Below are 22,253 nucleotides of genomic sequence, written 5' to 3'. Positions count from 1 at the left end.
GGATCCGTAGGACCTTCCGGGCCGCGGAAGTGTTCGTCGTCGAGGGTGATCTGGTCCACCTTCACGGAAGCCCCGGCTCCGGAAGCTCAGGGCATATCAGTGTCCCCAGCGAAAGCAATGCGCCCCGGCGGCCTGAAGGCTCGCCTCCGCACAAGACCGAGGCGAGGTCCGGAAACCCCGCCCGAAACCAGCGAAACCCCGGCTCAGGGCCACACCAGGCAATAAGGCTGATGCCCCGCCTCATGCAGCCGGTGCGAGAAGTCCTGCCACTCGTGCAGCAGCTGGTACACGTTGAACGCGTCCCGCGGGCCGCCCCGGTCCGGCACGGTGGACCAGATGAAGGCGGCGGCGCCGACGGCCTCCTCGCCGATGTCGCGGAGGGGGTCCACGACGGTCATGGGGAGTTTCACGACGGCGTAGTCGGGGTGCAGGACCACGAGTTCCAGGGGCGGCACCTTGTGCAGGGGCACACCCTCGATGCCGGTCAGCACCATCGCGGCCATCGTCTCCGGCTTGATCTTGGTGAACATGCCGTTCATGCCCAGCTCGTCGCCGCCGAGCTCTTCGGGGCGCATCGAGATCGGGACGCGGGCCGCGGTCGCGCCGTCCGGCGCGCCGAAGTACTTGTACGTCACCCCCACCCGACCACCATTCCTGCTCCCCGCCCTCAGCTGCTCGACCCGTCGGTCCAGCCCCTCGGACTCACTCGGTACACCGTGTGCCTGACGTGCTTCGGTCGTGTCCTCCGCGTCGCGCCGGTGCCTTCCCCGCCGGGCACGTCGAGGACCCAGGTCGTCAGTCCCCTCGCCCAGTCCGCCACCGCGATGCATATCTCCACCCGACTGCTTTTTTAGGACGCGTGGCCCCCGCCGCGCAACCCGATCATCGTGTCAGTGACCTCCCCCACGGTCGCCCGCCGAAACGTGCGTTGAAACACCTGCCCGCAGGATCTTTGCAGCCCTGAAGAAGCCACGGTGCAAGGTTCTGTACACCATGGCCCGGTTGAGCTGCGTGTATCAGGTGCCAGTCTCGCAGATCATGTGGGGCTGCGGGTTGTCCACCACGTTATGCGGACTGTGCGCCGGTTCAGCAGCGGGTTCAGCCGGTTCGGCGGCCGGTCGGCGGTCCCGCTCGCCCCTGACCCCCGCGGCCCCTGGCCTACCCTGAGGAGGTCACTTGGCAACCTGAGTCCGAGAAGTCGGAGAAGTCGCAGGTCATGAGCGAACTGCCCTATACATACGAAGCGCCTGTGTCGCAGGCTCTATTCGACCGTGCGGCCGCCGTCACACCGGGTGGCGTGAACTCCCCGGTACGCGCCTTCCGTGCCGTGGGCGGTACGCCCCGGTTCATGGTGTCGGGTACCGGTCCCTACCTGAAGGACGCGGACGGCCGGGAGTACGTCGATCTCGTCTGCTCCTGGGGGCCCATGATCCTCGGGCACTCCCACCCCGAGGTCATCGCCGCCGTGCAGGACGCCGTCGCGCGCGGCACCTCCTTCGGTACCCCGGGTGAGGGCGAGGTCGCGCTCGCCGAGGAGATCGTCGCGCGGGTGGAGCCCGTGGAGCAGGTGCGGCTCGTCTCCAGCGGGACCGAGGCCACCATGTCGGCGATCCGGCTCGCCCGCGGCTTCACCCAGCGGTCCAAGGTGATCAAGTTCGCCGGGTGCTACCACGGACACGTCGACTCCCTGCTCGCCGCCGCGGGCAGCGGCGTCGCCACCTTCGCGCTTCCCGACACTCCGGGCGTCACCGGTGCCCAGGCCGGCGACACGATCGTGCTGCCGTACAACGACCTGGAGGCCGTGCAGGAGGCCTTCCACCGGCACCCGGGCGAGATCGCCTGCGTGATCACCGAGGCCTCGCCCGGCAACATGGGCGTCGTACCGCCGCTGCCCGGGTTCAACCAGGGGCTCAAGGACGCCTGCCGGGCGAACGGCGCGCTGTTCATCTCCGACGAGGTCATGACCGGCTTCCGTACCAGCCGCGCCGGCTGGTACGGGATCGACGGGGTCCGGCCCGACCTCATGACCTTCGGCAAGGTCATGGGCGGCGGCTTCCCCGCGGCCGCGTTCGGTGGCCGCGCCGACGTGATGGCGCACCTCGCGCCCGCCGGGCCCGTCTACCAGGCCGGCACCCTCTCCGGGAACCCGGTCGCCACCGCCGCCGGGCTCGCCCAGCTGCGCCTTCTCGACGACGCCGCGTACGCCAAGGTCAACGACGTGTCGGAGCGGATCCAGGCGCTCGTCTCCGAGGCGCTCACCAAGGAGGGCGTCGCACACGCCGTGCAGAGCGCCTCCAACATGTTCTCCGTCTTCTTCACGGACCGGGCGGTGCGTTCGTACGAGGACGCCAAGGCGCAGGAGTCCTTCCGCTTCACCGCCTTCTTCCACTCGCTGCTGGCGAACGGCGTCTACCTGCCGCCGTCGTCGTTCGAGTCCTGGTTCGTGTCCACGGCCCACGACGAGCGGGCCATCCAGCGGATCGCCGACGCCCTCCCGGCGGCGGCCCGAGCGGCTGCGGAGGCCACAGCGGCATGACCAGCAACAAGGACATCACCGTCGTCCACCTCATGCGTCACGGCGAGGTCGCCAACCCGGACGGGATCCTGTACGGCCGTCTCGGCGGGTACCACCTCTCCGAGCTCGGGCGGCAGATGGCCGACCGGGTCGCCGAGCACCTCTCCTCCCGTGATGTGACCCACGTCGTCGCCTCCCCGCTGGAGCGGGCCCAGGAGACCGCGACGCCGATCGCCAAGGCGCACGGACTGGACCTCGCGACCGACGAGCGGCTGATCGAGGCCGAGAACGTCTTCCAGGGCAAGACGTTCGGTGTCGGCGACGGCGCGCTGCGCAAGCCCGGCAACTGGAAGCATCTGACGAACCCCTTCAAGCCTTCGTGGGGCGAGCCGTACGTCGACCAGGTCGTCCGGATGAAGGGGGCGCTGGACGCGGCGAAGGACGTGGCCCGCGGGCACGAGGCCGTGCTGGTCAGTCACCAGCTGCCGATCTGGATCGTGCGGTCCTACGTCGAGCGGCGCCGACTGTGGCACGACCCGCGCAAGCGGCAGTGCACGCTGGCCTCGCTGACGACGTTCACGTACCAGGGTGACAAGATCGTCTCCGTCGGCTACACCGAGCCGGCCCGTGATCTCGTCCCCGCCCACCTCCTCGCCGGTGCCAAGCCGGTCAAGGGACAGGGCAAGGCGTTCGGGGCATAGGCGGCCGGTTCGTGAGCACTCGGGGCGTGCGCGGCGCGACTCGAGTGCCTCTATGACACGTTCGTGACAAATTATTGCGAACTTGCGGTGATCGCGAGGAACCTCCCGCTTCGTCACGTCCTCTGAAGGGGTGACCACCAGAGGACGTACGAATCGGGGAAGCAATGCGCGCTCTCACTCGCAGGGGGATGCTCGGACTCGGCGCCGGCGCCGCGGCCGCCGCAGGACTCGCGGGCTGCGGCGGCCTTTCGTCGTCAGACGGGTCGAAGGACAGTGCCGGTTCCGGAAAGGGCCGTTCCGGCAAGCCCTCCGGCAGCCCGACGCCGGCCGCCCGCCCCATCGGGGACGGCTCCACCTCCTTCACCGGCAAGCAGCCCCACCAGCCCGCGAAGCCCGTGCCGCTGGAGCCGGGTCAGGAGCCGCCGCAGTTCGTCGTCTTCTCCTGGGACGGCGCGGGCGAGGTCGGCAACGGTCTCTTCCCGCGCTTCCTGGACCTCGCCAAGGAGCACGGCGCGAGCATGACGTTCTTCCTCTCCGGGCTGTACCTGCTGCCGGAGTCGAAGAAGCGGCTCTACAACCCGCCGAACAACCCGCGCGGCGCCTCCGACATCGGTTACCTCACCGATGAGCACGTGAAGATGACGCTGACCAACATCCGCCGGGCCTGGCTCGAAGGACACGAGATCGGCACCCACTTCAACGGGCACTTCTGCTCCGGCAGCGGCACCGTCGGCAACTGGACCCCGAAGCAGTGGCGCAGCGAGATCGACCAGGCGAAGGCCTTCGTCAAGGAGTGGCGGACCAACACCGGCTGGACCGATCTGCCGTCCCTGCCCTTCGACTACGACAAGGAACTCGTCGGCGCCCGCACGCCCTGCCTCCTCGGACAGTCCAACCTGCTGCCCACCGCCCGCGCCCTCGGCTGGCGCTACGACGCCTCCTCCTCCGGAGGCACCCAGGTCTGGCCGCAGAAGAAGCAGGAGATCTGGGACCTGCCGTTGCAGCAGATACCTTTCCCCGGACGTGGCTTCGAGGTCCTGTCGATGGACTACAACATGCTCGCCAACCAGTCGGTCAACTCGACCAAGGCGCCGCCCTCCAACTACCCGGGCTGGCGGAGGCAGTCGGCCCAGGCGTACATATCCGGCTTCAAGCGGGCATTCGAGACAAATCGCGCACCCTTCTTCGTCGGCAACCACTTCGAGCAGTGGAACGGCGGCATCTACATGGACGCCGTCGAGGAGGCCTTCAAGCACATCGCGCGGGAGAAGGAGAAGGGCGCGGACGTACGCCTGGTCTCCTTCCGGCAGTTCGTGGACTGGATCGACGTACAGAAGCCGGAGGTGCTGGCGAAGCTGCGCACCCTCGGTGTCGGGCAGCAGCCGGCCGGGGGCTGGAAGACCTTCCTCCAGGAGACCCCGAAGGCGTCTTCAGGGGCCTCGCCGAACGCCGCCTGAAATGCGGGTTTCCGCCCGCAAGGGGGGTGTGCAAGATCCCCAGAACGGGCATGCGAAACTTTTCACATGAGTGCCGCCAGCCGCGCCCCCCTGAGCTCGACCACCTGGATCCGCTCGCCCCGCGCCGCCCTGCTCACCGCGGGTGCCGCGGTCGCCGCGCTGACTCTTGCCGCATGCGGTTCGGGCGGTACGTCGGGCGGGGGCGGCGACACCAACTTCGTCATGGGCAAGGACGGCGTCGCGACCGCCGAGAAGGGTGAGCGGGCCCAGGCCCCCGACCTCTCCGGCAAGACCATCAACGGCAAGCAGCTCGACGTCGCCTCCTTCAAGGGCAAGGTCGTCGTCCTCAATGTGTGGGGCTCCTGGTGCGCCCCGTGCCGCGCCGAGGCGCCCAACTTCGAGAAGGTCTACAAGGACGTCCGGAGCAAGGGCGTGCAGTTCGTCGGCATCAACGTCGCCGACGCCCGGGTCGGGAGCGCCCTCGCCTTCGAGAAGCAGTACGGCGTCACGTACCCCAGCCTGTACGACCCGAGCAGCAAGCTGATCCTCCGATTCCAGAAGGGCACGCTCAACCCGCAGGCGATCCCCAGCACGCTCGTCCTCGACCGGAGCGGGAAGATCGCGGCCCGTTCACTGGCCGCCCTCAGCGAGGACAGGCTGCGCTCGATGATCGACCCGGTCCTCGCGGAGAAGTGACGTGAGCTCGCTCACCACGCTGGCCGCGGACGGCTACAACGACACGGTGCTCAACGGGGCCCTCCTCGCGGCCCTCCCCCTCGCGCTGCTCGGCGGTCTCGTCTCCTTCTTCTCCCCGTGCGTGCTGCCCCTGGTCCCCGGCTACCTGTCGTATGTGACCGGCGTCACCGGCACCGACCTGGCCGAGGCCCGGCGCGGCCGGATGGTGGCGGGCGCCTCCCTGTTCGTCCTCGGCTTCACCGCCGTGTTCGTCTCCAGCGGAGCCCTGTTCGGCTTCTTCGGGGACACCCTCCAGGACAACAAGGGTGTCCTGTCCAAGGTGCTGGGCGTCGTCATGATCTGCATGGGCGTCTTCTTCATGGGCCTGATGCCCTGGATGACCCAGCGCGAGTTCCGCTTCCACAACAAGCCCACCGTCGGTCTGGTCGGCGCCCCCCTGCTGGGCGCGCTGTTCGGCATCGGCTGGACCCCGTGCATCGGCCCGACCCTCGCCTCGGTACTCGCCCTGTCCGCACAGCAGTCGAGTGCGGGCCGCGGTGCCATACTGACCGTCGCCTACTGCCTCGGCCTCGGCGTGCCGTTCGTGCTCGCCGCGGTCGCCTTCCGCAAGGCGCTCGGCGCCTTCGGCTGGATCAAGCGCCACTATGTCTGGGTGATGCGCGTCGGCGGCACGATGATGATCGTGACCGGCCTGTTGCTGCTGACCGGCGCGTGGGACAGCCTCGTACAGGACATGCAGTCCTGGTCCAACGGCTTCACTGTGGGGATCTGATCCATGAGCAAGACGACCACCGGCGAGCAGACCCCGGCCGCCCCGGACGACCAGGGCGTTGGTGCGGCCGGCTCGCACATGTCCACCGCACCCGTGGAGACGCTGGCCAACGTGTCCGGCCTCGGCGTCATCGGCTGGGCCCGCTGGTTCTGGCGTCAGCTCACCTCCATGCGGGTCGCCCTGTTGCTCCTGCTGCTGGTGGCGCTCGGGGCGATCCCCGGCTCACTGATCCCGCAGTCCGGCAGCGACGAGACGAAGGTCGCCGACTTCCGCAAGGCGCACGAGACGCTCGCGCCGATCTACGACAGGCTCGGCCTCTTCCACGTCTACAGCTCGGTGTGGTTCTCCGCGATCTACATCCTGCTGTTCGTCTCCCTCATCGGCTGTATCGTGCCCCGCACCTGGCAGTTCGTGGGCCAGCTGCGCGGACGTCCGCCGGGTGCGCCCCGGCGGCTGACGCGGCTTCCCGCATACACCGTGTGGCGTACGGAGGCCGAGCCGGAGGAGGTGCGCGAGGCCGCGCTGGCGTTGCTGAAGAAGCGCCGCTTCCGCGCCCACCTCACCGGTGACGCCGTCGCCGCCGAGAAGGGCTACCTGCGCGAGGTCGGCAACCTCGCCTTCCACACCGCCCTCATCGTGTTGCTGGTCGCCTTCGCCTGGGGCCAGCTCTTCAAGTCCGAGGGCAACAAGCTCCTCGTCGAGGGCAACGGTGGTTTCTCCAACACCCTGATCTCCTACGACGACTTCAAGTCCGGCAACCTCTTCGACGTCGACGACCTGAACCCGTTCAGCTTCACCCTGAACAAGTTCACCGGCACCTACGAGGTATCTGGTCCGAACAGGGGCACCCCGCGCGTCTACCAGGCGGCCATCACCTACAGCGAGGGCGCCTACGGCAAGGACAAGAAGACCGTCGTCGAGGTCAACCACCCGCTGGAGATCGGCGACGCGAAGGTCTATCTCACCGCCCACGGCTACGCCCCCCTCGTCACCGTCCGCGACGGCAAGGGCAACGTCGTCTTCCAGGACGCCGTTCCCCTGCTGCCGCTGGACTCCAACGTCACCTCCTCCGGTGTGATCAAGGTCCTCGACGGCTACAAGAACGCCCGAGGCGTCAGTGAGCAGTTGGGCATTTCGGCCTTCTTCCTGCCGACGTACACGCCCGGCAGCGAGACCGCCTCGACATTCCCGGCGCTGGGGAACCCGGTACTGAACCTGACGCCGTACCACGGCGACCTCGGCGTCAACTCGGGCATCCCGCAGAGCGTGTACCAGCTGGACAAGAGCCACATGAAGGGGTTCAAGGACTCCAAGGGCGCGCAGCTGCGCGAGAACCTGAAGCCCGGCGAGACCATGAAACTCCCGAACGGCGCGGGCTCGGTCACCTACGAGGGCACCAGGGAGTGGGCGAACTTCCAGATCGTCCAGGAGCCCGGCAGCGGCTGGGCACTCGTCGGCGCGTTCACCGCGATCTTCGGTCTGGCAGCCTCCCTGTTCATCCAGCGCCGCCGTGTCTGGGTGCGCGCGGTGAAGGGCGCCGACGGCGTCACGGTCGTCGAGATGGCCGGGCTCGGCCGCAGTGAGTCCGCCAAGGTGCCCGAAGAGCTCGGCGAACTCGCCGCGATCCTGTACGACCAGGCCCCCGGGGCACCCGACCCCGGCTCCTCCGATTCCCCCGACCTCCAAGTCGTACCTGCCGAAGGGGCTGAGAAGCAGTGACTCTCGCCGCCGCCACCAACGAAAACCTCGCGAACATCAGCAACACGTTGATCTACTCGTCGATGGCCGTCTATACCCTGGCCTTCTTCGCGTACATCGCCGAATGGCTCCTCGGCAGCCGCAGCAAGGTCGGTCGCACGGCCGCCGCGCTCACGGACGCCAGGAAGGCGGGCGCGCCCGCAGTCACCGTGCAGAAGGCCGGCGGCACCGCCGTCCTGGAGCGGCCGAAGGTCGTCGTGCGGTCAGCGACCGGCGCCCGTGACGTGCCCGACGGGCCGGGTGCGCACGGCGGCGACGAGCAGGGAGATCTCTACGGACGGATCGCCATCTCCCTCACCGTGCTCGCCTTCCTGGTCGAGCTGGGTGGTGTCGTCGCCCGCGCGGCCTCGGTGGAGCGGGCGCCGTGGGGCAACATGTACGAGTTCAACATCACGTTCTCGACGGTCGCCGTCGGCGTGTACCTCGGGCTGCTGGCGCTGAAGAAGAACATCCGCTGGCTCGGCCTGTTCCTGATCACCACCGTCCTGCTCGATCTCGGCCTCGCGGTCACCGTCCTCTACACGGCGAGCGACCAGCTGGTCCCGGCCCTGCACTCGTACTGGCTGTACATCCACGTCTCCACCGCGATCTTCTGCGGCGCGGTGTTCTACGTCGGCGCGGTCGCCACGATCCTGTACCTGTTCAAGGACTCCTACGAGAACAAGCTCGCGACCGGCGGCAAGCCCGGCAAGTTCGCCAACTCGTTCCTGGACCGGCTGCCGTCCTCCGCCTCCCTGGACAAGTTCGCCTACCGCGTCAACGCGGCCGTCTTCCCGCTGTGGACGTTCACGATCATCGCGGGCGCGATCTGGGCGGGCGACGCCTGGGGCCGCTACTGGGGCTGGGACCCCAAGGAGACCTGGTCCTTCATCACCTGGGTCGGCTACGCCTGCTACCTGCACGCCCGCGCCACGGCCGGCTGGAAGGGCCGCAAGGCCGCCTACCTCGCGATGCTCGCCTTCGCCTGCTGGCTGTTCAACTACTACGGCGTGAACATCTTCGTGAGCGGCAAGCACTCGTACGCGGGCGTGTGACCGCCCAACGGTGAAGGCCGGTTCCTGTGACCTGAGGGTCGCGGGAACCGGCCTTCGTCGTACGGACGGCGCTGGTCGTGGAAATAGCCAGGGTGAATCACCGGAATGAAACCGGGCGATCCACCCTGGCTGAAATGCATTGTTACGCCGTGACCGGATAGACGTCGGAGCAGGTCAGTCCGCTGCTGTTGTTGCCGATGCAGACCCAGAAGGAATAGGCCTTGTCCTCGGTCAGGTTTCCGCCCACATTCCTGGTGAACGGGGAGCTTTTCCCGAACGTGTCGGCCTCGCGAACGGGGCTCGTGCTCAGGTAGGCGCCGATGCCGTAACCGTCGCCGAGGGAGTCGTGAGCCGTGAGGGTGTCCCCGTTCGCGGTCCACTTCCCGTATCCGGCGTACCGGTTGTTGAGGTAGACGTCGATCTCGCGCGACCCGTCGCTCAGCTTCGGGCCGACGTCGAACCGGACCCCGGACGGTCCGGCGGCGGCGGGTCCGGCGCCCATGGCCATGATCAGTCCGGCCGCGGCGACGGTCCCCAGCACCTTCGCAGAGTTCTTCCCCAGAGAGATTTTCATTCCCACCCGTTTCCTGTGAAAAATCTTCACCCAAGATCATAATCGAACCCATGTCCGCACGCCAAGCGTTATTACGGCTCGGCAAAGCCGGGCCAAAGGCCGAATTGGGTGAATGTCCCGCGAGGGTGAGGCGACCCCTCACGACGGCGGCAGACACTCCTTCCCCGGCGGCTTCCCCTCCGGCCAGGCGATCTTCACGAAGCGGGAGCCGCCCTGCGCGGTGAGCTCCACGATCGGTACGGCCTTGTCGTAGGGGTTGCCGTGGACGTCCAGGCAGATCCACCCGCTCACCCCGTTCACCCGCAGCGAGCCCTTGACCTGCGGCCACTGCAGGCCGACGTCCGCGAGCGGCGGGACCACCCCGCCGTCGGGGGTGGCCTCACGGATGCCGTGGACGGCGACGAGCGTGGCGTCGTAGCCGATGATCAGCTGGCCGTCGTCCAGGCCGACCGGCCCGAGCGGTCCCACCGGATCACGCTCGGCCCGCGACAGCAGCCCCTTCAGGTCCCGCGTGTCCTTCGACGAGCCACCGGTCGCCGGGGCGCCCCGCAGCCAGGCGTCCGGGTGGGCGAGGGAGGTGTAGCGGACGGACAGGTTGCGCTTCAGGGCACCGCGGTCCAGATCCTCCTCATGGGTGAGGTACGAGCCCTCGTCCCCCGTGAGCAGTGTGAACCTCCGTTCCTGGCAGCCACGCTGCCCCAGCGCGTTGATGAACTGCCGCAGCTGGGTGTGCCGGCCCGCGAACAGGATCGTGTCGGTCTCCGGGGACGTGTCGCACACCAGGTGGGTGATCTGCCGGAACGTGTTCGCCGTCGTCCCTTCCTGGCTGCGGTCGGCCGGCGGCGTGAACGGCTGCGGCTCGTACGGTGAGCCCTCGATCAGCTTCGCGAACGACGTCTGCAGCGTCCGCGTGTACGGGTCGCCCGGCTTGTCGTACACCAGCAGCGCCCTGCCCGCCGACACCTTCGCGAAGGACGCGAGCGCGCGGGCCTGATCGGTGTTGGTGGGGGAGACCCGGGCGAGGCCGGGGAACGGGTCGCCGCCCCGGTGCCCGTTGGCGAGGTCGTCGGCGGTGATGGAGCTGCCGACCACCGGGATGCCGCGCCGGGTCAGCTCCTGCACGGCCGCCTTGTTGTTGTCGGTGCTCATACCGACCCCGACGACCGCGCGCAGCCGGTCGGTGCCCTTCGTCATCCGCTCCAGCCGGTCCACCATGGGCTGCCAGTAATCCCCGGTCGCCCCCGGGTTGGCGAGCACCAGCCGGATCGCCGGGGACTGCCCGTTGGAGTCGTGGTTGGCCTGCCACTGCGCCAGGTAGGCCCCCTGTGTCTCGTGCAGGATGTCGCTCACCGTGGACGGGTTGGACGCGGTGTACGGCAGCATCAGCGCGACCGTGACGTAACTGCCCGCCTTGAGCCGGTCGTTCTCCCGGCCGATCGCCCGCACCACCTCCCGCAGCCGGCCCTGCCCGAAGTCGTACGCCTCCGTCGCGACGCCCACGCACTCGTCGTCGCCCTCCGGACGATCCACCCCGGCGGCGCACGAGCGGTCCTCCCGCGCGAGCGCCCTGATGCCGAAGAAGCCGCCCGCCACCAGCGCGGCCGCCACGAGCAGGGCGACATAGCGGTAGAGGCGGATCTGCCAGACATCGCGCAGCCACCGCACAGCACGGCTTCCCATCACGCCTCCCCGTCCCGGTCGTCCGACTCGTCCTCGCCCGGCGTGCGCAACGGCCGGCCGGCGCGGGCGTCCCGGGGCCAGGTCCGCGAGGCCGTGAACAGCAGCGCCCCGCCCGCCGGCCGCAGGTCGGACAGTTGCAGCAGCTCGAACCGCAGCCGGTCGCACACCCTCGGATCGGGCAGCACCAGCGGGTCGGCCACCTGCCAGACGGCGTGCAGCAGCCGCCGTATCCGCAGGTGGAAGAGGCCGTCGACACCGTCCGGCGGCCTCTGGTCGGCGTCCGTGCGGCCCAGCGCGACCGCCGCCCGCCGGTCGTCGTGGTCGGCGAAGTCGCGGCCCTCGGCGTCGTGCGCGTGGAAGTAGGGCGCCGAGGCGAGGAAGCGCAGGGTGTCCAGCCAGGTGCGGGTGTGCAGGCTGTGGAAGGTGTCGCGCAGGTACGCCACCGCGCCCGCCGTGTCCCCCAGGGCCAGTTCGTGGTGCAGCCGGTAGCGGGCGCGGGCCGGGCCGTCGGCGTCGTCGCCGTCGGAGCCGTCGTCCGTGTAGTGCCGGATCAGCGTCTCGTGCACCTCGCGCCACTTCGCGTGGTCGGCGTTGCGGTGGTGCAGCCGGAGCAGCAGCAGGGTGCGCACGAACGGGTCGCCGACGAAGTGGCCCGGTTCCACGGGCAGCCCCTCCTCGGCGAGCCGCACCCGCAGCGACCGTACGCCCGAGGAGCCGAAGTCGTCCGGCAGCTGGGCCGTGGCCAGCGCGACCGCCGAGTCGTGGTCGTGGGCCGCTGCCAGCACGGTCAGTTCGTCGAGCCGGTCGCCCGGCACCAGCCGGTCCAGCAGTTCGCCGTAGGCCGGGCGGTCTCGCTCGGCGGACTGGTCCTCCGTCACCGTGATCCGCGCGGTGAGCAGTCCGCCGAGCGAGCCCGCCCGGTCCGGGTGCTGTTTCGCGGCGGTGGCGACCAGCGCGATGCCGAGCGGATTGCCGCCGGTCAGCCGGTGCACCGCGTGGGGGAGCTGGGGAGGCACCTCGATGTCGTCGCAGACCGCGCCCACGATGTGCAGCGTGTCGTCCGGCGACAGCGGCGGCAACGGCACCAGCAGCGCACGCGAGGACGGTGAGGCGCCCGGCTCCCACTCCGTCACCCGCGCCACCGCGGGCAACTCCCGCCGCACGGCGTCCCGCAGCGCCGCGTGCCCCGTGCCCCGTACGGTCGCGACGAACACCACCTGGTCCCCGATGCCCTCGGACCGGTCCCGCAACACCGCGTCCAGCAGCCCCGGCCCCGGCCCGCCCCGCACGTTGTCCAGCAGCACCAACGGCCGGCCCAGCCGCGTCAGATGCGAGCCCAGGCCCGTGTACCCCTCCGCCAGGTCGGCGAGCAGCGCCCGCACCAGCCACCGCTCGGCGTGCTCCCGCGAGGTGCCGCCGGCCCGGAAGTTCCCGGCGAGCAGCAGCAGACCGCGCTTGGCGTTGCCGCCCGCGTTCGGATGCGTGCGGTACCAGGTGGACGACCGCTGCTCCCGGCGCCCGGTGACGCCCTCGGAGAGAGCCTCCAGGGTGGCCTCGACGGCGGCCGCGACGAACGGGCCCTGCCCGCTCGCGGCCGCGATCACCTTCGCCGCGACCTTCGCCGCCCACCGCCCGGCCATGCTGAACCGCGAACCCCGCTCGTTCAGCAGCAGGATCCGCACCAGCTCGCGCCGGATGCGCTCGGAGTCCGTACGGCCGCTCCAGTCGCTGGCCCGCACCGCCACCAGGCCCGCCGTCAGCCTGGGGAACGTGAGCTGTCCGGCCGCCTTCACCGGTTCGGTCAGTTGTTCGGCGATCACCAGCAGCGCCTGCCACACCGGTGACCAGGACTCCGGGCTCTCCTCGTGCGGAGGGCCGGCGAACTGCTGGTCCTCGCAGTCGATCAGCGCGACCGGGGTGCGCTTGCGTGGCTCGCCCCTGCGGGGCCGCTCCGTGTAGGCGTCCCACAGCTCGGCCAGCACAGCGCTCTTGCCGAGACCCCGGCCGCCCGCGAGCACCAGCAGCGGCAACTCGCGGGGATGGTCGACCTTCGCGGCGAGATGCGCGTACGGGCGCAGTCCGACCAGCCGGGGAACCAGCCCCGGCGGCTCACCGTCGAACAGGGCGCCCCGCCCGTGTAACGATCTGTGCACCGCACCTCCCCCTGGAACGGCTTACAACGCCAGGGTAAGGAGCGGGAGTTGATTCGCACTAGATCGCGTGATGTCCGTTGGGTTACGAAAATTCCGATCTCGTCAGTCGACCGTGATCGAATCCAGCTTCTCCCGCAGGTAGACATGCGAGTCGACCGGCGGATAGGCCACCCGCCCCACCGGTGCCGGGACCGACTCGACCAGCGTGCCAGGGGTGCACTCGCCGAAGTACACGAGGGACATCAGCTCCTCGGTGGGCGCGTCGGCGGGCGGGGGCAGCACCCGGTGCCTGCCCGACCGCCACCGGTCACCGGTCCAACGGGCCATCAGATCACCGACGTTGATGGTGAACGCGGCGGGGTCGTAGGGCGCGTCCTCCCAGCCGCCCTCGTCCGTGAAGACCTGGAGCCCGCCCCGGCCCGCCTCACGGTCGAGGATCGTCACGGTGCCGAAGTCGGTGTGCGGGCCGATGCGGAACTGGCCCGGCTCGGGCTCGCCCACGACGTCGGTCCCCGGGTACCAGTTGATGTTGAAGCCGTAGGTCGGATGGTCCATGTGCCGGGTGAAGAAGTCGGGTTCCAGCCCGAGCGCCTCCCCGAGCAGGGCGAGGAGATGGTTCTCCAGCTCGCCCATCCTCGTCAGGTACTCCTCGCACAGCGGCTGGAGTTCGGGGACCTCGGCGGGCCACACGTTGGGCGCGTACCACTCCGCGTTGACGGCCGGGTCGTCGAACGGCTCGTGGGTGGCGAAGGTGAGGGACTCCTTCAGGTCCGGCGGGGTCGCGGTGCCCTCCGCGTAGCCGTTGGCCTCGGTTCCGGGGCCGAGCCAGCCCCGGCCGCCGACCCGTACGGCGTAGGCCTCCTTGACCGCGGGCGGCAGGGTGAAGAACGACCGGGCCGCCGTGCGGACGGCGGCCTGCAGCTCCGGGTCCACCCCGTGCCCGGTGACCAGCAGGAACCCGGCGGTCCGCAGGGCCTCGTCCACGGTGCGGGCGATGCGGGCACGGGCCTGCGGGGCACCCTCCAGCCAGGGCCGCAGGTCGACGGTCGGGATGCGCGGGGGGCGCGGGATGCTCGGGGCAGGGGGCTCACTCACCGATGTCCTCATTCCACAGAGCCGGGTTCTTCTCGATGAAGTCGCGCATCATCGCGACGCACTCGGAGTCGTCGAGCAGCACGATCTCCACGCCGTGCTCGGCCAGCCAGTCGTGCCCGCCGTGGAAGGTGACCGCCTCGCCGATCACCACGCGGGAGATGCCGAACTGGCGGACCAGCCCGCTGCAGTACCAGCACGGCGAGAGGGTCGTCACCATCGTCGTCCCCCGGTACGACCGCTGTCGTCCCGCCGCGCGGAAGGCGGCCGTCTCCGCGTGCAGGGCCGGGTCGTCGTCCTGGACGCGGCGATTGTGGCCGCGGCCGAGCAGGGTGCCGTCGGCGCCGTAGAGCGCGCCGCCGATCGGAATACCGCCCTCCGCGAGGCCCGCCCGGGCCTCCTCGACGGCGATCGCGAGCCAGGCGCGTGCCTGTGACTGGTCCATACTTCCCACTGTGCGGCCCGCGTCGCCCGGAGACGAGGATTTCCGGGGACGGGGATTTCCGGAGACGAGGATTTCCAGCAGACGCCTTACAGGATCCGCCCCGTCTCCTAGGGTGATTCGCGTGGACGAAGAAGAGGATCAGCGGCTGGCCGCCATCGCCCCGGAGATCTCCCGTCTCTCCATCGAGCTCCTGCGCAGGGCGGCCGGCACCTACCCCGAGGAACGTGTCGCCCAGGAGGCCCTGGAATGCGCCGACGATGTCCAGAAGCAGTACGGCACCGACGGACTCCGCGTCCTGATCACGAGCCTCACCTGCTGGGCCGCGGGCCAGCTGGAGATCAACGCCCAGGCGTCGGGCCGGCCGCTGGAGTCCCTCCTCGACGACATTCTCCTGACCTGGCTGGAGGCGAAACCGGAGGAGTGAGAGGTCAGGTGCTCTCCTGCGCCGGCCGTCCCGCCCGTCGCATGACGATCGTCGGACGCCGGCGCTGCTCCCAGTAGTGGCTCAGGTTGGGCGCCGGCACCCGCGGATAGAGGCGGCCGTAGCGGGCGTAGTTGTTGCGGACCGTGATGAGGCCGTTCTCGGTGGGGATGGCGTACGTCTGGTCGCCGCGCTGCAGGACGGTGGCGTACTGGCGTATCTGGAGGACGGTGAGGTCCTCCTGGGAGGCGTAGCGCGAGGTGCTGGAGAAGGCGAGGCCGTCGAGCCCGGTGTTGGCCAGCGCGACCATCAGGCGCCACTGCCGGACGTTCATCGCCTCCGACAGGAACCTGCTGAGGTTCTTCGCGGCGGCCGGGGCGGCGCCCTCGATCAGGGTCTCCAGATGGGTGCGGCGGTTGCGGGCGCGGGTGGCGGCGGAGGCGGTCTGGGCGAAGGCCTCGTCGACCTTCATGCGCGCGTGGTCCCGCAACAGCTCGCGGTAGGTATCGAGTTCCGCGTTCACAAGGCGGCAGGCGACTTTCGCGGGGCGTTGCAGCAGCGGGGCGATCTGTCGCAGGAGGGGGTCGTCGACGTCGATGACGGCCGGGCTGTGCTTGTGGTGGGCCCGTTCGAAGACGACCCCCAGCCGCTCGGCCAGTTCGACCTGGCGGGCGACCGCCGCGGGGTGGCGCAGAAGGGCGCGGTCGATGACGGCGGGGGTCACGCCGAAGACGCGGGCGAGGTTCATCCGGACGGTGCCGTCGTCCCGTACGGGCAGCAGGGCGTGCCGTTCGATGTTGGCGTAGCCGCTGCGGCTGATGCCGACCAGGGCGGCCGCCTCGGCCGCGGTCAGGCCGCTCTGGCAGCGCAGGCCGTGGATGTCGGCCAGGGCGCGCTTGGTGCGCAGCTCCCGGGCCGGGATGCCGAACAGGTCGCTGATCTGCGCGATGCGCTTGGGATCCGGCTTGGAGGTGTTGTTCTCGTACGCGAGGATCCGGCTCTTGGAGGTGCCCAGGCGCTGGGCCACGGCTTCCGCGCTGAGGAGCCGGCCGTCGACGGGGCGGGTCAGGCGTGCGGTGCGCAGGGCCTCACCGTCGAAGTTCGCCGTGCCACGAGCCACTGACGCCCCCTCCTCTGGTCAGATCTTCAACTACCGCTGCAAGCGGCACGGTACCGTTCAGGTCCGCAATCGCTTATAGCGATTCACTCTGACGAGTGTTTTGGCGGCTTTTGGCAGATCAATCCCTGTGTCACGGTACCGCTTAGAACTGAAATGGGTTCCCGATGTGCGGCGCACGCGCGAGGATTGGCGCGCACGCGGGGGTGGATGCTCGGGGGATCCCTACAGTGGGACCGTCTCCGGAGCGCGTCGCTCCATGACGACTTGCCGAACCGACCGTGAGCCCGTGTCCTGGCGGGAACCTGAGCACGGGCCCACGTACCGGCTATTCGGTAACTGACGGCGGATGAGGTCCCAACCTCATCCGCCGTTGTCGTACAGGTCGAGCATCAGCCGGACGAGCCAGTACAGGCACTCTCCGACCACGCGTACCCGACTGCTGCGCGGCGCGTTACCGCAGTCCGGCTCTGGGATGCCGCGCGGGGAAGCGGCGCTGTCCCGCTCCGCGGTGTCCGGGACCGGTGGGTCCGGGTCCCGCGGTTCCGGGGGGACGGCGTCGTCCCTGTCGCTTGGCTGGTCAGAGCTAGCCACGGACCTTGCTCCTCTCTGTAGGTGGCCGGGCCTGATGAACCCGATCGGCACCCACGGGCACCGGCACAGAGAAGAGCTAGGAGGAGACTACCGGGTGTCGGGGCCGGAACCCGTATCACTCGTGTGGGTCAACTGGACCGCTGTGAACGGCCGGAGGCGGAAAGAGGTCGAAGTGTGGCGAGTGTTCGAATAGATGAGTCGACATTCGTGTGCGCGTCCCGTGCTGGAACCTTGCATGTGAAGGGCTTGTTCGAGCAACTCCCTTGCGAACGAAGGGAGTTATTACCCTTCAGTAGACTGAAAAAAGTTGTGCAACTTCCTCGGTGGAACATCCCTTCTCCGGTCGCACAGCGTGTCCGATGTATCATCTCCCGCTCATCCATCGGCCCACCGGCGTACGGCCCACCGGCGTACGGCCCACCGGCGTACGGCCCACCGGCGTACGGCCCACCGGCGTACGGCCCACCGGCGTACGACCTGCCCGCATCGGCCCGGCCGATGACCCCATCGGCAGGACGCCCCACTGGCCCGTGGACCCGCCGCACCGCCCGCTCGTAGCTTCCTGGGCATGACATCGCAGAACAAGGGCGCAGCCCAGCTCACCGCCGCCATGGTGCTCTCCGGCACCCTGGGCGTCTTCGTCGTCGAGTCCGGAGCCTCGCCCTTCGACGTCGTCTTCTTCCGCGTCCTGTTCGGCGCCCTCGCACTCGGCGGCTACGTGGTCGCCCGCGGCTGGCTCCGCGGCCACGGCTTCACCCCGCGCACCCTCGGACTCGCGGTCCTGGGCGGCGTGTTCATCGTCTTCAACTGGGTCCTGCTCTTCCAGTCGTACGAGAACACGTCCATCTCCGTCGCCACGGTCGTCTACCACACCCAGCCGTTCTACGTCGTGCTGCTCGGTGCCCTGCTGTTCCGCGAGCGCCTGACCGCCGCCAAGGCCGGCTGGATCGCCGTCGCCTTCGCGGGCCTGGTCCTCGTCTCCGGCGTCACACCCGCTGACTTCACGGCCGGCGGCTCCTACCTCGTCGGCATCGGCCAGGCGCTCCTGGCCGCGCTCCTCTACGGCCTGTCCACGATCGTCACCAAGCGGGTCACCGGAGTGCGACCGCACCTCGTCGCCCTCGTCCAGGTCGTCGTCGGCATTCCGTTGCTGCTCCCGTTCGCCGACTTCGGCGCGATGAGGGGCACCGGTGCCGACTGGGGCTGGCTGATCGGACTCGGCGTCATCCACACCGGCCTGATGTACGTCCTCATGTACGCGGCCTACGCCCAGCTCCCGACCGCGAAGATCGCCGTCCTCGCCTTCACCTACCCGGCCGTCGCGATGGTCATGGACTGGCTGGTCTACGGCCACCACATCGGGCTCGTCCAGGCACTCGGCGTCCCCCTGATCGTGACCGCGAGCCTCAGGGTCACCCTCGCCAGGACGCCCCGCGTGGTCACGGCAGCGGCGCCGTCTGCTCCCGCACCAGCCGTACCGCGGAGTCGATGAACAGCCGCAGATGGCGCGGCAGTCGCTTGCCCGCACGCCACGCCACCTGCGTGTACAGCCGGAACGGCGGCTCCCAGGCCAGCTCCGTCAGCGCGCCGGACGTGAGCTCCCCGACCACCGCCATCCGTGGCAGCAGCGCCACACCGAGTCCGCCCGCGACGCCCCGTTTGGTCGCCTCGATCGTGCCGAACTCCATGAAGGGCGGCGGCGTCCCGGTGCGTTCGGTCAGCTCGGACTCGAAGAGATCGCGGTACGGGCACCCCGGCTCCGTGCCGACCAACTGGACCGCCGCCAGGTCCTCCGTCCGCAACGCGGCCGCGCCGGAGCCGGTTTCGGCTCCGGGTGCGGCATCGGGTGCGGCTTCGGCGAGCGGATGACCAGGGGCGGCCACCAGCACCAGCGGCTCGGGGGCGAGCACCCTGCTCTCCAGGCCCGCGTGTTCGGTCTCCGGCTCCATCAGGAACCCGACGTCGAACGTTCCCTGCCGCAGCGCCTCCCGGGTCCCGTCGCCGATGGTCGTGCGCAGGGAGAGCCGCACCTTCGGGTAGCGGTGGTGGAAGAGCTCCAGAAGCGGCGGCAGACGGTACGACGTCAGCGACTCCATCGTGCCGACGGTGAGCGTGCCGGAGGGCTCCTCCGCGTCGGTGACCGCGGCCCGCGCCTCGTCGGTCAGCTCGATGATCTGCCGGGCGTACGGCAGCAACCGCTCGCCCGCCTCGGTCAGACGGATCCGGCTGCCGAGCCGGTCGAACAGCTCCGCGCCGAGGGAGGACTCCAGAGCGCGGATCTGGCTCGTCACACTGGACTGGGCGTACTTCAGCTCGGCCGCGGCCCGGGTGAAGCTCAGTACGGTGGCCACCTTCTCGAAGGTGACCAGCAGCCGCAGCTCCATCAACTGTCCTTCGGTTCCTCGCCGTTCTCCTTGCGGCGCAGCTCCTCCTCGCGCCGGCGCAGGTCGGCCTCCCAGTCCTTGAGCAGGGCCTCGTCCTTCTTGCTCTCCTCCTTCAAGGACTTCAGGAACTCGGGGTTGTCGTCCGGCGCGACGAACTCAGTGCGGTGGTTGCGGTGCCACTCCGACGGTGTGGAGCCGCCCCCCGGTGCCGTACGGACCTTGCCCGCGACCAGCCAGGCGATCGGACCGACCAACACCTCGCCGAAGAGCAGGATGATGATCACCCAGATCACCTTCGGCAGCCCTCGCACCTGCTCCTCGGGAGTGTTCAGACAGTCGATGAAGGCGTAGATCCACAGCGCCAGGACCAGCAGGAAGGGCAGATACCGGAGCATGGTGGGCGTTCCCCCAGGAGACGGTGACGGGGGCGTGGGACAGCCCCGGTGACGGGGTCAGGGTAGCCCGTGGCCGATACTTGGTCCCATGGCTTACGACGATCTTCGTTCCCTGCTCAGGGCACTGGAGCGTGAAGGCGACCTCAAGCGCGTCAGGGCGGAGGTCGATCCGTATCTGGAGGTCGGGGAGATCGTCGACCGGGTGCAGAAGTCCGGCGGTCCCGCGCTGCTCTTCGAGAACGTGAAGGGCTCCGACATGCCCCTCGCGATGAACGTCTTCGGCACCGACCGCCGCCTGCTCAAGGCACTGGGCCTGAAGTCCTACGGCGAGATCTCCGAGAAGATCGGCGGACTTCTGCGCCCCGAGCTGCCGCACGGCTTCGTCGGGATGCGCGAGGCGTTCGGCAAGCTCGGCGCGATGGCGCACGTACCGCCGAAGAAGGTGAAGTCCGGGGACGCGCCCGTACAGGAGGTCGTCCTGCACGGCGACGACGTCGACCTCGAACGGCTCCCCGCCCTGTTCACCTGGCCCAAGGACGGTGGCTCCTTCTTCAACCTGGGCCTGACCCACACCAAGGACCCTGAGAGCGGCATCCGCAACCTCGGCCTGTACCGCCTCCAGCGCCACGACAAGCGCACCATCGGCATGCACTGGCAGATCCACAAGGACAGCCGCAACCACTACCAGGTCGCGGCGCGCAGGGGCGAGCGCCTCCCCGTCGCCATCGCCTTCGGCTGTCCGCCCGCCGTCACCTACGCCTCCACCGCCCCGCTCCCCGGTGAGATCGACGAGTACCTGTTCGCCGGGTTCGTCGCGGGGAAGCGGATCGAGATGGTCGACTGCAAGACCGTCCCGCTCCAGGTGCCCGCGCAGGCGGAGGTCGTCCTGGAGGGCTGGCTGGAGCCGGGCGAGATGCTCCCCGAGGGGCCCTTCGGCGACCACACCGGCTTCTACACCCCGCAGGAGCCCTTCCCCGCGCTGACCATCGACTGCGTGACGATGCGGAAGCGACCGCTGCTCCAGTCGATCGTCGTGGGCCGGCCCCCGACGGAGGACGGGCCCCTGGGCCGGGCGACCGAACGCTTCTTCCTCCCCCTGCTCAAGATCATCGTGCCGGACATCGTGGACTACCACCTGCCCGAGGCCGGCGGCTTCCACAACTGCGCGATCGTCTCGATCGACAAGAAGTACCCCAAGCACGCGCAGAAGGTGATGCACGCGATCTGGGGCGCCCACATGATGTCCCTGACCAAGCTGATCGTCGTCGTCGACTCCGACTGCGACGTCCACGACCTCCACGAGGTGGCCTGGCGCGCCCTCGGCAACACCGACTACGCCCGCGACCTGACGGTGGTGGAAGGTCCGGTCGATCACCTTGACCACGCCTCCTACCAGCAGTTCTGGGGCGGCAAGGCCGGTATCGACGCGACGAAGAAGTGGCCCGAGGAGGGCTACACGCGCGACGGCGGGTGGCCGGACATGGTGGAGTCCGACTCGGAGACGGCGGCGAAGGTCGACCGCCGGTGGAAGGAGTACGGGCTGTGAGCAGCGCGTCAGCCGCTCTCCCGCAACCGGGACGCACCAAGGCGTTCCTGCGCCTGGTGATGATCGAGCACTCCGTCTTCGCCCTGCCCTTCGCCTACATCGCCGCGCTCACCGCGATGTTCCAGTGGGACAGGAACATCCACTGGGGCCGGCTGCTGCTGGTGACGGTCGCGATGGTGGGGCTGCGGACCTTCGCGATGGCGGCGAACCGGATCATCGACCGCGAGATCGACGCCCGCAACCCGCGCACGGCTCAGCGGGAGCTGGTCACCGGTGCGGTGACGGTGAAGCACGCCTGGACCGGCGCGCTGGTCGCGCTCGTGTTCTTCCTGGGCGCGGCCGCCCTGCTGAACCCCTTGTGCCTGGCGCTCGCCCCCATCGCGGTGATCCCGATGGTGGTCTACCCCTACGGCAAGCGGTTCACGAACTTCCCGCAGGCCATCCTGGGCCTGGCCCAGGCGATGGGCCCGGTGGGCGGCTGGCTGGCGATCTCCGGCGAGTGGTCCTGGGACGCGGTGATCCTCGGCCTCGCGGTCGGCGTCTGGATCGGCGGCTTCGACCTCATCTACGCCTGCCAGGACGTCGAGACCGACCGCGAGACCGGCGTCATGTCGGTCCCGGCCCGCTTCGGCATCCCGGCGGCGATCTGGGGAGCGCGCGTCTGCCACGCCGTGACGACAGCCCTGCTCGTCTGGTACGCCCTCGCCACCGGCGCGGGCGCCTTCTTCTGGCTGGGTCTGCTGATCGTCGCGGGCGCGTTCCTCTACGAGCACACCATCGTCCGGCCGCATGACCTCTCCCGACTGAACCGCGCGTTCTTCTCCGTCAACGGGTTCATCGGCATCGCCCTGTTCGTGTGCGCGCTGCTTGATCTCCTGGTTCGGGGTCTGACCGTGTGAGTACGGTGCGGCCTACCATC

General features: G+C 69.5%; 22 protein-coding genes. 12 read left to right on the top strand and 10 right to left on the bottom strand.

Going from position 1 to position 22,253, the window contains the following annotated elements; all coding sequences use genetic code 11:
• Window positions 1-203 precede the first annotated feature (203 nt).
• Window positions 204-830, bottom strand: a complete 627-nt coding sequence (locus IG99_RS16155; protein ID WP_199815532.1) for a hypothetical protein — start codon at window positions 828-830, stop codon at window positions 204-206.
• Between the two features lie 386 nt (window positions 831-1,216).
• Here IG99_RS16155 and hemL point away from each other — a divergent pair, with 386 nt between their 5' ends.
• The 7 genes from hemL (at window position 1,217) to ccsB (ending at window position 8,933) form a co-directional block, all read left to right on the top strand.
• Entirely contained in the window at window positions 1,217-2,536 is a 1,320-nt protein-coding gene (hemL, locus tag IG99_RS16145; RefSeq protein WP_037674531.1) for a glutamate-1-semialdehyde 2,1-aminomutase, read from the top strand.
• Window positions 2,533-3,216, top strand: a complete 684-nt coding sequence (locus tag IG99_RS16140; protein ID WP_037674528.1) for a histidine phosphatase family protein — start codon at window positions 2,533-2,535, stop codon at window positions 3,214-3,216. Before hemL ends, IG99_RS16140 begins: the two co-directional genes overlap by 4 nt.
• 164 nt (window positions 3,217-3,380) lie before the next feature.
• Window positions 3,381-4,673, top strand: coding sequence for a polysaccharide deacetylase family protein (locus tag IG99_RS16135; protein ID WP_037674527.1), 1,293 nt, complete (start codon window positions 3,381-3,383; stop codon window positions 4,671-4,673).
• A gap of 66 nt (window positions 4,674-4,739) precedes the next feature.
• Complete coding sequence (locus IG99_RS16130) at window positions 4,740-5,369, top strand: TlpA family protein disulfide reductase (protein ID WP_037674526.1); 630 nt, start codon at window positions 4,740-4,742, stop codon at window positions 5,367-5,369.
• Between the two features lies 1 nt (window position 5,370).
• Window positions 5,371-6,141 (top strand): cytochrome c biogenesis CcdA family protein, encoded by a 771-nt coding sequence (locus tag IG99_RS16125; protein ID WP_037674525.1) that lies wholly within the window; start codon window positions 5,371-5,373, stop codon window positions 6,139-6,141.
• Window positions 6,142-6,144: 3 nt separating this feature from the next.
• Window positions 6,145-7,860, top strand: coding sequence for a cytochrome c biogenesis protein ResB (resB, locus tag IG99_RS16120; protein WP_037674524.1), 1,716 nt, complete (start codon window positions 6,145-6,147; stop codon window positions 7,858-7,860).
• On the top strand, window positions 7,857-8,933 hold the full coding sequence (gene ccsB / locus IG99_RS16115) for a c-type cytochrome biogenesis protein CcsB (RefSeq protein ID WP_037674522.1): 1,077 nt from the start codon (window positions 7,857-7,859) through the stop codon (window positions 8,931-8,933). Before resB ends, ccsB begins: the two co-directional genes overlap by 4 nt.
• A 142-nt stretch (window positions 8,934-9,075) precedes the next feature.
• Here the strand turns inward: ccsB and IG99_RS44185 are convergent, their stop codons facing one another.
• The 5 genes from IG99_RS44185 to IG99_RS16090 form a co-directional block, all read right to left on the bottom strand.
• The gene (locus tag IG99_RS44185) at window positions 9,076-9,507 is read right to left on the bottom strand and encodes a hypothetical protein (RefSeq protein ID WP_051865451.1); all 432 of its coding nucleotides are present in this window, start codon (window positions 9,505-9,507) and stop codon (window positions 9,076-9,078) included.
• Window positions 9,508-9,645: 138 nt separating this feature from the next.
• Window positions 9,646-11,187 carry a hypothetical protein gene (locus tag IG99_RS16105; protein WP_037674520.1) on the bottom strand — a complete coding sequence of 514 codons (1,542 nt, stop codon included), beginning with the start codon at window positions 11,185-11,187 and terminating at the stop codon, window positions 9,646-9,648.
• Complete coding sequence (locus tag IG99_RS16100) at window positions 11,187-13,340, bottom strand: hypothetical protein (protein ID WP_037674517.1); 2,154 nt, start codon at window positions 13,338-13,340, stop codon at window positions 11,187-11,189. Before IG99_RS16100 ends, IG99_RS16105 begins: the two co-directional genes overlap by 1 nt.
• Before the next feature lie 102 nt (window positions 13,341-13,442).
• Window positions 13,443-14,447 (bottom strand): isopenicillin N synthase family dioxygenase, encoded by a 1,005-nt coding sequence (locus tag IG99_RS16095; RefSeq protein WP_051865449.1) that lies wholly within the window; start codon window positions 14,445-14,447, stop codon window positions 13,443-13,445.
• Entirely contained in the window at window positions 14,428-14,877 is a 450-nt protein-coding gene (locus IG99_RS16090) for a nucleoside deaminase (RefSeq protein WP_037674512.1), read from the bottom strand. Before IG99_RS16090 ends, IG99_RS16095 begins: the two co-directional genes overlap by 20 nt.
• Before the next feature lie 121 nt (window positions 14,878-14,998).
• Here IG99_RS16090 and IG99_RS16085 point away from each other — a divergent pair, with 121 nt between their 5' ends.
• Complete coding sequence (locus IG99_RS16085; RefSeq protein WP_037674509.1) at window positions 14,999-15,301, top strand: hypothetical protein; 303 nt, start codon at window positions 14,999-15,001, stop codon at window positions 15,299-15,301.
• Between the two features lie 4 nt (window positions 15,302-15,305).
• Here the strand turns inward: IG99_RS16085 and IG99_RS16080 are convergent, their stop codons facing one another.
• Both IG99_RS16080 and IG99_RS16075 read right to left on the bottom strand, forming a co-directional pair.
• Entirely contained in the window at window positions 15,306-16,418 is a 1,113-nt protein-coding gene (locus IG99_RS16080) for a helix-turn-helix transcriptional regulator (protein ID WP_037674507.1), read from the bottom strand.
• A 360-nt stretch (window positions 16,419-16,778) separates the two neighbouring features.
• Window positions 16,779-17,009, bottom strand: a complete 231-nt coding sequence (locus tag IG99_RS16075) for a hypothetical protein (RefSeq protein ID WP_037674504.1) — start codon at window positions 17,007-17,009, stop codon at window positions 16,779-16,781.
• 359 nt (window positions 17,010-17,368) lie between these two features.
• Between IG99_RS16075 and IG99_RS45460 the strand changes: the two genes are divergently transcribed.
• Together IG99_RS45460 and IG99_RS16070 are read left to right on the top strand one after the other, a co-directional pair.
• Window positions 17,369-17,581 carry a hypothetical protein gene (locus IG99_RS45460; protein ID WP_158973190.1) on the top strand — a complete coding sequence of 71 codons (213 nt, stop codon included), beginning with the start codon at window positions 17,369-17,371 and terminating at the stop codon, window positions 17,579-17,581.
• Complete coding sequence (locus IG99_RS16070; protein ID WP_037674501.1) at window positions 17,578-18,501, top strand: DMT family transporter; 924 nt, start codon at window positions 17,578-17,580, stop codon at window positions 18,499-18,501. Before IG99_RS45460 ends, IG99_RS16070 begins: the two co-directional genes overlap by 4 nt.
• Here IG99_RS16070 and IG99_RS16065 read toward each other — a convergent pair.
• A complete protein-coding gene (locus IG99_RS16065; protein WP_037674497.1) occupies window positions 18,449-19,393 on the bottom strand; it encodes a LysR family transcriptional regulator in 945 nt (314 codons plus the stop codon). The genes IG99_RS16070 and IG99_RS16065 overlap by 53 nt on opposite strands.
• Window positions 19,393-19,788 carry a PLD nuclease N-terminal domain-containing protein gene (locus IG99_RS16060; RefSeq protein WP_037674494.1) on the bottom strand — a complete coding sequence of 132 codons (396 nt, stop codon included), beginning with the start codon at window positions 19,786-19,788 and terminating at the stop codon, window positions 19,393-19,395. The genes IG99_RS16065 and IG99_RS16060 overlap by 1 nt, the downstream gene beginning before the upstream one ends.
• Window positions 19,789-19,876: 88 nt before the next feature.
• Here IG99_RS16060 and IG99_RS16055 point away from each other — a divergent pair, with 88 nt between their 5' ends.
• Entirely contained in the window at window positions 19,877-21,334 is a 1,458-nt protein-coding gene (locus tag IG99_RS16055; protein ID WP_037674492.1) for a menaquinone biosynthesis decarboxylase, read from the top strand.
• Window positions 21,331-22,233: a menaquinone biosynthesis prenyltransferase MqnP gene (mqnP, locus tag IG99_RS16050; protein ID WP_037674490.1), complete on the top strand. Its 903-nt coding sequence runs from the start codon at window positions 21,331-21,333 to the stop codon at window positions 22,231-22,233. Before IG99_RS16055 ends, mqnP begins: the two co-directional genes overlap by 4 nt.
• Window positions 22,234-22,253 lie beyond the last annotated feature (20 nt).

It is taken from the genome of Streptomyces griseus subsp. griseus, from assembly GCF_000720255.1.
GTDB lineage: Bacteria > Actinomycetota > Actinomycetes > Streptomycetales > Streptomycetaceae > Streptomyces > Streptomyces griseus_I.
The sequence above is the reverse complement of the archived record's forward strand: the minus strand, read 5'-3'. Positions and strand labels throughout refer to the sequence as shown.